This window comes from Microbacterium capsulatum, assembly GCF_030865425.1.
GTDB classification, from domain to species: domain Bacteria; phylum Actinomycetota; class Actinomycetes; order Actinomycetales; family Microbacteriaceae; genus Microbacterium; species Microbacterium capsulatum.
This window is the reverse complement of the sequence record NZ_JAVFCB010000005.1, coordinates 22,195-29,963: the sequence shown is the minus strand read 5'-3', so window position 1 is coordinate 29,963 and position 7,769 is coordinate 22,195. Positions and strand designations below refer to the sequence as shown.

General features: G+C 72.4%; 8 protein-coding genes. 3 read left to right on the top strand and 5 right to left on the bottom strand.

Features of this window, described 5'->3' with window-relative positions; genetic code table 11:
- The first annotated feature begins 260 nt into the window (after positions 1–260).
- Positions 261–833 (top strand): GntR family transcriptional regulator, encoded by a 573-nt coding sequence (locus tag RBR11_RS09665; protein WP_308489128.1) that lies wholly within the window; start codon positions 261–263, stop codon positions 831–833.
- 3 nt (positions 834–836) lie between these two features.
- On the opposite strand, the gene RBR11_RS09660 is transcribed toward RBR11_RS09665, so the two are convergent.
- The 3 genes from RBR11_RS09660 to RBR11_RS09650 all read right to left on the bottom strand — a co-directional run bounded on the left by RBR11_RS09660 (position 837) and on the right by RBR11_RS09650 (position 4,476).
- Positions 837–1,889, bottom strand: a complete 1,053-nt coding sequence (locus RBR11_RS09660) for an alpha/beta hydrolase (protein WP_308489127.1) — start codon at positions 1,887–1,889, stop codon at positions 837–839.
- Positions 1,890–2,021: 132 nt separating this feature from the next.
- Complete coding sequence (locus tag RBR11_RS09655; protein ID WP_308489126.1) at positions 2,022–3,395, bottom strand: FAD-dependent oxidoreductase; 1,374 nt, start codon at positions 3,393–3,395, stop codon at positions 2,022–2,024.
- Between the two features lie 19 nt (positions 3,396–3,414).
- Positions 3,415–4,476: a polyprenyl synthetase family protein gene (locus tag RBR11_RS09650; protein ID WP_308489125.1), complete on the bottom strand. Its 1,062-nt coding sequence runs from the start codon at positions 4,474–4,476 to the stop codon at positions 3,415–3,417.
- 88 nt (positions 4,477–4,564) lie between these two features.
- Here RBR11_RS09650 and RBR11_RS09645 point away from each other — a divergent pair, with 88 nt between their 5' ends.
- The gene (locus tag RBR11_RS09645) at positions 4,565–4,960 is read left to right on the top strand and encodes an ester cyclase (RefSeq protein ID WP_308489124.1); all 396 of its coding nucleotides are present in this window, start codon (positions 4,565–4,567) and stop codon (positions 4,958–4,960) included.
- Between the two features lie 32 nt (positions 4,961–4,992).
- On the opposite strand, the gene RBR11_RS09640 is transcribed toward RBR11_RS09645, so the two are convergent.
- Complete coding sequence (locus tag RBR11_RS09640) at positions 4,993–5,724, bottom strand: class I SAM-dependent methyltransferase (protein WP_308489123.1); 732 nt, start codon at positions 5,722–5,724, stop codon at positions 4,993–4,995.
- The gene (locus tag RBR11_RS09635) at positions 5,705–6,307 is read right to left on the bottom strand and encodes a DUF402 domain-containing protein (protein WP_308489122.1); all 603 of its coding nucleotides are present in this window, start codon (positions 6,305–6,307) and stop codon (positions 5,705–5,707) included. Before RBR11_RS09635 ends, RBR11_RS09640 begins: the two co-directional genes overlap by 20 nt.
- Before the next feature lie 56 nt (positions 6,308–6,363).
- On the opposite strand from RBR11_RS09635, the gene RBR11_RS09630 reads away from it, so the two are divergent.
- Positions 6,364–7,623 (top strand): isochorismate synthase, encoded by a 1,260-nt coding sequence (locus RBR11_RS09630; RefSeq protein WP_308489121.1) that lies wholly within the window; start codon positions 6,364–6,366, stop codon positions 7,621–7,623.
- Positions 7,624–7,769: the final 146 nt, after the last annotated feature.

The window sequence follows — 7,769 nt, the reverse complement described above, 5'->3', positions numbered from 1 at the left end:
CGCGGCCCCCCCCCAACCCCCGGGGGGGGCCCGCCCGCGGCCCCCGCGCGCGCCGCCCCCCCCCACGCCCCCCGCCCGCCGACATTCTCAGCTGCGACAAGGAACCCTCACAGGAACCGATATTTGAGAATGTCGGCTGGCAGTGGGATAGTGGCGGTCTGGGGAAACTACTTTGGGGGTAGTTGATGGACGCCAGCGGTCCTGTTTTTGGCGAGTTCCGGCCGCATCAGGGGAACACGAAACAGCTCCTTGCCGAGGAGGTGTATAAGCGTGTCGGCGCGTCGATCATCGACGGCACGCTGCCACCGGGATACCGGATCCGCGATGCCGATCTCGCGGAGCAGTTCGGCGTCTCGCGCATGCCGATCCGGGAGGCGCTGCAGCGGCTCGAGCGGATCGGTCTGGTCGAGATGTATCCGAGCCGGTACACGCAGGTGACCGACGTGCCGCCGAAGCTGGCCTCGATGACCCGCGCCTACGCCGGCTACCTGAGCGGCGCGATCGCCGCGCTCGCGGTGCCGCTGCTCAGCGATGAGGACCGGGAGGAGTCGGCCCGACTGGCCCGGGCGATGAACGACGACCTGACCGTCGGACTCTCAGACGCGAGCTGGACGTTCATCAGCCACCTGGCCGAGCGGAGCGAGAACGTGATCCTCGCCAAGCTCCTGGACGAGACCAACCTGCTCGTCTTCCGCAATCTGCGCACCTGGGCCCTGACCGCCCAGGAGCAGGCACATATGCGCGCGATCCACGAGGAGCTCGCCCAGGCGATCCTCGACGCCGACGGACCTGCGGCGGAGCACCTGGTCCGCGCGATGTACCTGATCGACTGAGGCTCAGCGGGACGCCCGGGCCCTGCGGCCTGCCGCCGCGTCCTGCGCCGCCCATCCGTCCACCCACCGGCCGAGGCGGGCGTAGGCCTCCTCCCTGGCGTCGTGCCGGGACAGGAAGACGTCGTGCAGCGCGCCGTCGATCCACTCGATCGTGACGGACGGGCCGATCTTCAGCGCGGCCCGGGCGATGTCGTCGACGACGAGCACGCTGTCCGCCCGGGTGAGCTCGTCCGACCACGACGTCGGGTAGGCGCTGCGCGCCGAGAGCAGCAGGCACACGGGCGCCGCGATCCGGATCCCCGCGGCGATCGTGGCATGACCGCCCAGGATCGCGTGCAGCCAGCCCGCGTGCACCGCCATGGTCTGCTCCGGACGCCAGGCGAGGTTCACCTCCATCGGGTCGGCGGGATCCGCCGCTTCGTTCTGCGCGCGGCTGTAGAAGCCCAGGTCGACCTGCGGTGCGCGCTCGAGCGGGCGTCGACGCGCCTGCAGCCCGACGAGCGGCGCGATCGTCTCGCGGGTGAACCGCGGCAGCTGGAACTCCAGCCACGGGCTGTTCAGGATCACCGCGGAGGCGACCCCCGGGTACCGTGCGGCCCACAGGCTGAGGATCAGGCCGCCGGTGGAGTGGCCGAGCAGGATCAGCCGGCGCCCCGCCGCGCGATCCGGATCCGCCTGCATCGCGGCGAGCGCGGCCGCGATGTCCTTGTCGTACTCGGAGAGGTGCGTGATGTAGCCCGCGGTCTGCCCGGGTCGGAGGCTGCGGCCGTACTTGCGCAGGTCGAGCGCGAAGAACCGGGCACCGCGCGCCGTCCAGAACCGGGCGAGCCGCCTCTGGAAGAAGTAGTCGGACCAGCCGTGCACGTACATCACGTCGGTGTCGGCGAGCTGCCGGCCGTCACCGAACAGCCGATGAGCGATGCTGCGCCGCGGCAGCGCCCGCACGAGCGTCGCGACGAGCGGGCCCTCGTCGTCGGATCCGAGCGGCAGGGTGAGCTGCTCGAACTCGTCGCCGAGCACGTCCGGCTGCCATCCGGCGGGCTCGATCGTGCTCATGGGGCCACAGTAGCGGCGCGTCCGGATCCCGCCGTCGCAAGGAGGCGCCGTGGCGCGCGCGTCACGTTCACGGTCGAGGTGACGCCGGAGAGTGACGCGCGACGTCCCTTCGGCGGGCCGAGGGACCGGGAGTCACTCTCCGCGGGAGATGCGGACCATGTCCTCGCGCGGGACGACCTTGATCCTCGCGCGATCCTCGGGGGCGCCGAGCGCGATCTCGTGGGCGTCCAGGCGGTGCCAGCCGTTCAGGTCCGTCCAGCGCACCCCGCGCTCGGCGAGCAACGCCGGGATCGCGGCCTCGGAGGGGTCCTCCGGCTGCCACCAGGATCCCTGGTCGTTGATGACGTGGCGGATGGTCTCCATCGCGTCGGACTTGGTGTGGCCGATGAGGCCGACCGGGCCGCGCTTGATCCAGCCGGTCGCGTAGACGCCGGGCACGCGCTGGTTGGAGTCCTTCGAGAGCACCTGGCCCTCGCGGTTCGGGATCACGCCGTGGCGCTTGTCGAAGGGGACGCCGGGCAGCGGGGACCCGAAGTAGCCGACCGCGCGGTACAGCGCCTGGATCGGCACCTCGCGCAGCTCGCCCGTGCCGACCGCTCCCCCGTTGCCGTCGGGCCGCGTGCGCTCGTAGACGAGGGCGGCGACGCGGCCGGAGTCATCGGTGCGGACCTCGACCGGGCGCGCCCAGAAGTGCAGGTGCAGGCGGCGCGAGGCGGATCCGCCCGCGTTGTTCACCGAGTCGCGTTTGCGCCACGACTGCAGCACCCGGTCGATGACCATGACCTGCTTGTTGCTCGCGATCGCGTCGCGGGAGGCCTCGTCGTAGTCGAAGTCCTCGTCGTAGACGACCATGTCCACGTCGCGCAGCTCGCCGAGCTCGCGCAGCTCGAGCGGGGTGAACTTCACCTGCGCGGGGCCGCGGCGGCCGAACACGTGCACGTCGGTGACGGCGCTCTGCGCCAGGCCCTCGTGCACGTTCGCCGGGACCTCGGTGACGAGCAGGTCCTCGGCGTGCTTGGCGAGCATCCGCGACACGTCCAGCGCCACATTGCCGTTGCCGATGACGGCGACGGACCGTGCGTCCAGCGGCCACTCCCGCGGCACGTCGGGGTGCCCGTCGAACCAGCTCACATAGTCGGCGGCGCCGTAGGACCCGATCGCGTCGACGCCGGGGATGTCCATGCCGGTGTCGCGGCGGGCGCCGGTGGCGAAGATGACCGCGTTGTAGTGCTTCTTCAGGTCGTCGAGGGTGATGTCGGTGCCGAAGTGCACGTTGCCGAAGATGCGGATGTCGCCGCGGTCGAGCACGTCGCGCAGGGCCGTGATGATGCCCTTGATGCGCGGGTGATCGGGGGCGACGCCGTAGCGGACCAGGCCGTAGGGCGCGGGCAGGTGCTCGAACAGGTCGATCGAGACGTCGAAGCGGCGCTCCGCCTTCAGCAGGATGTCGGCGGCGTAGATGCCGGCGGGGCCGGCGCCGACGATGGCAAGCCTGAGCTTGGTCATGGTGTCCTCTCCAGCAGGCTCAGCTGCTGCGGTCGGCGAGCGACTGCCCGAACCGGGTCAGCGCGTCGCGCACCGCCCCCTTCGGCAGCACGTCGAGGGCGTCGATCGCCTCCTGCGTCCAGGCGCGGGCGAGCTCCGATGTCTTCCGGGTGACGGCGTGGTCGCGCAGGCGGGCGAGGGCGTCATCGAGGATCGCCGGATCCTCCCCCTCCGCGATCCGGGCGACTCCCGCGGCGATCTCGGCGGCCAGCGCCGTGGACTCCGGATCCGTCTCCGCGGCGAGCAGCAGCGAAGGCATCGTCGGAACGCCGGCGCGCAGATCCGTGCCGGGCACCTTGCCGGTGTCCGCCGGACTCGCGGACAGGTCGATCACGTCGTCCATGAGTTGGAACGCGACGCCGATCTTCTCCCCGTAGACGCGCAGCGGCTCCTCGTACTCGGCGGGAGCTCCGGAGAAGATCGCGCCGGCCTGCGTGGCCGCGGCGATGAGGGAACCGGTCTTGTCGGCGAGCACCTGGATGTAGAACGCGATCGGGTCGTCGCCCTCCTGCGGGCCGACGGTCTCATGCATCTGGCCGAGCACGAGCCGCTCGAACGTGTCGGCCTGCAGCCGGATCGCGCGGTCGCCGTGGCGCGACATGAGCTGGCTGGCCCGGGAGAACAGGATGTCTCCGGTGAGGATCGCGATGTTGTTGCCCCACACCGCGTGCGCGGCGGGGACCCCGCGGCGGCGGTCGGCGCCGTCCATGACGTCGTCGTGGTAGAGCGAGCCGAGGTGCGTGAGCTCGAGCGCCTTCGCGATGTCGATCACAGGCGTGACGTTGCCGGCGCCGAGCTGCGCGGTGAGCAGCGCGAGCACGGGGCGGACCCGCTTGCCGCCCGCGTCGTAGAGGTAGCGGCTGGTGGCGTCGGCGAGGGAGTCGGCGACATGCAGATCCTCGGCGAGACCCTGCTCGACCAGGTCCAGGCCGGCCTCGACCTCGCGCGCGAGCTTGCGCGCGGCAGGCCCGACGAAAACGCGGTCGCTGAAGCCGAGTCGGCTCGCGAGGCGCGAACCCGTGGCGGCGGGGCTCGAAGTCACGTCCTCCAGCCTACCTGCGCTCGGGAGGGGGGATGTCGTCGCAGGCCGCCTCTGGAGCGGCCGCACCCGCCCGATCTATGCTGAGGGCATGACCCCGGGGTCCTCCGTGATCGAGCGCTGGCTCGCCGCCGGCGACAGCGGGGACCTCGACGCCTTCGACGACCTGCTGCACGCCGGTGTCGTCGTGCACGCCCCGGTCGGTCTCTCGACCGACAGCCGGGAGGCGGAGAAGCAGGTGTGGCGGGACGCCCTGGCCGCGTCGCCGGGGCTGCGCCACGAGGTCGAGGAGGTGCTCGTCGACGGCGACACCGAGATGGCGCGGGTGATCGTGACCGGCACCCTCGTCGGCGACCTCGGCTCCGTCGCCCGGACGGGCCGCGCCTTCGCGATCGACCAGGCGATCGTGTGTCATCTCCGCGACGGCCGGATCGCCGAGGCCTGGGAGATCGCGAACATCCCGCAGCCGGATCCGCGGGACGGCTGACGGGGCGACCCGCGATCAGGCGAGACCCGTGATCAGGCGAGGGGCTTGCGGGCGCGGTGCAGGGCGACGATCCCGAACGAGAGATTGCGCCAGGCGACGTCGATCCATCCGGCCTCGCGCATCCACGCGGCGAGCGTGCGCTGATCGGGCCAGTCCCTGATCGACTCGTTCAGGTAGTCGTAGGCCTCGCCGTTCGTGCCGGCGATGCGGGCGACGCGGGGCAGGATCTGCCCGTTGTAGAACTTGTAGAACCCGCGCAGCAGGGGTGCGGGCGGCGTGGAGAACTCGTTGATCACGACCCGGCCGCCGGGCTTGGTGACGCGGAACAGCTCGGCGAGCGCCTTCTTCGGGTCCTGCACGTTGCGCAGGCTGTACGACATCGTCACCGCGTCGAACTCGGCGTCGCCGAACGGCAGATCCATCGCGTCGGCCTGCACGAAGCTGAGGTTCGGCAGCGCGCCGTGCCGGCGCCTGCCCTCGGCGAGCATGCCCGGCGAGAAGTCCGCCGCGACCACCTCGGCGCCGCTCGCCGCGAGCGAGGCGGACGAGGAGGCGGTGCCCGCACCGAGGTCGAGGATCCGCTCGCCCTTCTTGGGCGCGACCGCACGGGTCGTCGCCGCCCGCCAGAGCGCATCGTTGCCGACCGTCATGACCGTGTTGGTGCGGTCGTAGCCGGCCGCGACCTGGTCGAACATGCCGCTGACGCGCGCCGGATCCTTGCCCAGATCGGCGCGGTTGGGCTCGTCAGGCGTCGGCGGGGTCATGCTCCGAGTCTAGGCGCGGCCGTTCGAGGCCGAGCGCCTCGAGCCGGTCCAGCCACGCGCCATACACCGGTTCGGCGAACGGCGCCTCCTGCGCGCGGACCCGCCGCTCGAGGTCGGCGGTGAGCGCAAGCAGGTGCTCCTGCACCTCGTCCGGGTAGCCGTAGTGCACCCGGTGCTGCTCCCACTCGTCCTCGTCGTCGATCCAGGTGCCGCGGTCGCCCTCGACCCGCACGACGTCGAGGTCCATGTCGATCCCGGTGAACAGCAGCGGATCCGGGGTGCCGTCGACATCGCCGGGGCGCACGTCCCAGGCGAGGTCGACGTAGATGCGCATGCCGTCGCCGCGGTGGCGGTTGGCGGTGAGCGCCCAGTCGCCGCTCGGCGGCAGCAGCGTCACGAACGGGCCTCCCGCGACGAACGACCGGCCGGGGCGCGAGCTGCCCCAGCCGCGCGGCTGGCCGAGCCACTCGCCCCACTCGTCCGAGCCGAGGTAGACGCACTCGTGCCGCCAGTGCGGGGATCCGTCCCACTTGCGGAACTGGAAGACCACCTCGGTGCCGGGCTCCGGCCGCTGCGCGCTCACGGTGCCACTCTATGCGGCGCGCAGAGGAGCGTCCCGGCACGGAATAGGCTGGATCCGTGACTGCCGGCCTGGTCGTGGAGACCCGAGAGATCGACCTCGGCGACGACCTCCTCGCCTACGCCGACCCCGCGGGTCCTCTCGCGTGGCTGCGCCGCGGCGACGGCATCGTCGCCGTCGGGCCCGAGACCGCCCGCGTCGTGCGGGTCGCCGCCGGCGCCGAGATGCGCGCCGCCGCGCTCGGCCGCGCCTGGGACGCGATCCGCTCCTCCGCCGTCGTCGACGATCCGGTGCGCCATCCGGGCACGGGCCTCGTGGCGTTCGCCGCGCTCGTGTTCGACGAGGGCTCGTCCGCCGACAGCGTGCTCGTCGTGCCGCGGACCGTGATCGGCCGGCACAACGGGCGGACCTGGATCACCCGCATCCACGACGAGGGCGCCGCCCCCGCCGAGGACCCCGCTCCCACCGCGTTCGGACCGCACTGGGCGGGCACGCTCGGCCCCGGCGCGCAGACCGCGCAGGGGTACCAGTCGTCGGTGCGCGCCGCTCTGGCCGGGATCGCGGAGGGCCGGTACGGCAAGGTCGTGCTCGCGCGGGACCTCGTCGGGACGGTGCCCGCCGGATCCGACCTGCGCCGCCTCGTGCGCGCGCTCAGCACCGAGTACCCCGACACCTGGGCGTTCGCGGTCGACGGCCTCATCGGCGCGAGCCCGGAGACCCTCGTCACGGTGCAGGACGGCGTGGTCACCGCACGCGTGCTCGCCGGCACGACCGCCCGCGGCGCCGACGCCGTGACCGATGCCCGCGCCGCGGCCGGGCTCGCGGACAGCCCGAAGGACAACGACGAGCACGCCTTCGCGGTGCGCAGCGTCGTGGCCGCGCTCGCCCCGCACACGCGCGCGCTCGAGGCCGACGGCGGCCCGTTCATCCTCGAGCTGCCGAACCTGTTCCACCTCGCCACGGACGTGCGCGCCGAGCTCAGCGACGGCGCCTCGGCGCTCGACCTCGCCGCCGCCCTGCATCCGACCGCGGCCGTGGCGGGCACTCCGACCGACGTCGCGATCGCCGCGATCCGGGAGCTCGAGCCCTTCGACCGTGGCCGTTACGCGGGCCCGGTGGGCTGGATCGACGCGCACGGCAACGGCGAGTGGGCGATCGCGCTGCGCTGCGCCCAGTTCGGGATCGGCGAGGGCGGATCCGCGGATCCGATCCGCCTCACCGCCTACGCGGGCGCGGGGATCGTGGCCGGCAGCGACCCCGAGGCGGAGCTGCTGGAGACCCGGGTGAAGTTCCGCCCGATCGTCGACGCCCTGGCCTGAGGGGCCCCGGCCGCATCTCGGTCGTTGAGCGAGCCGCAGGCGAGACGAAACGCGGCATCAGGCGGATCGCCCCGTTTCGTCTCGGTCGCCTTCGGCGTCCTCGCTCAACGACCCCATAGTCGGTCGCCTTCGGCGTCCTCGCTCAA

What these genes read in the sequence shown, in the direction of transcription:
- RBR11_RS09645 (WP_308489124.1), top strand. Translation starts at nt 4,565, where the DNA reads ATGACCCCGGGGTCCTCCGTGATCGAGCGCTGGCTCGCCGCCGGCGAC.
- RBR11_RS09655 (WP_308489126.1), bottom strand. Translation starts at nt 3,395, where the DNA reads ATGACCAAGCTCAGGCTTGCCATCGTCGGCGCCGGCCCCGCCGGCATC.
- RBR11_RS09660 (WP_308489127.1), bottom strand. Translation starts at nt 1,889, where the DNA reads ATGAGCACGATCGAGCCCGCCGGATGGCAGCCGGACGTGCTCGGCGAC.
- RBR11_RS09640 (WP_308489123.1), bottom strand. Translation starts at nt 5,724, where the DNA reads ATGACCCCGCCGACGCCTGACGAGCCCAACCGCGCCGATCTGGGCAAG.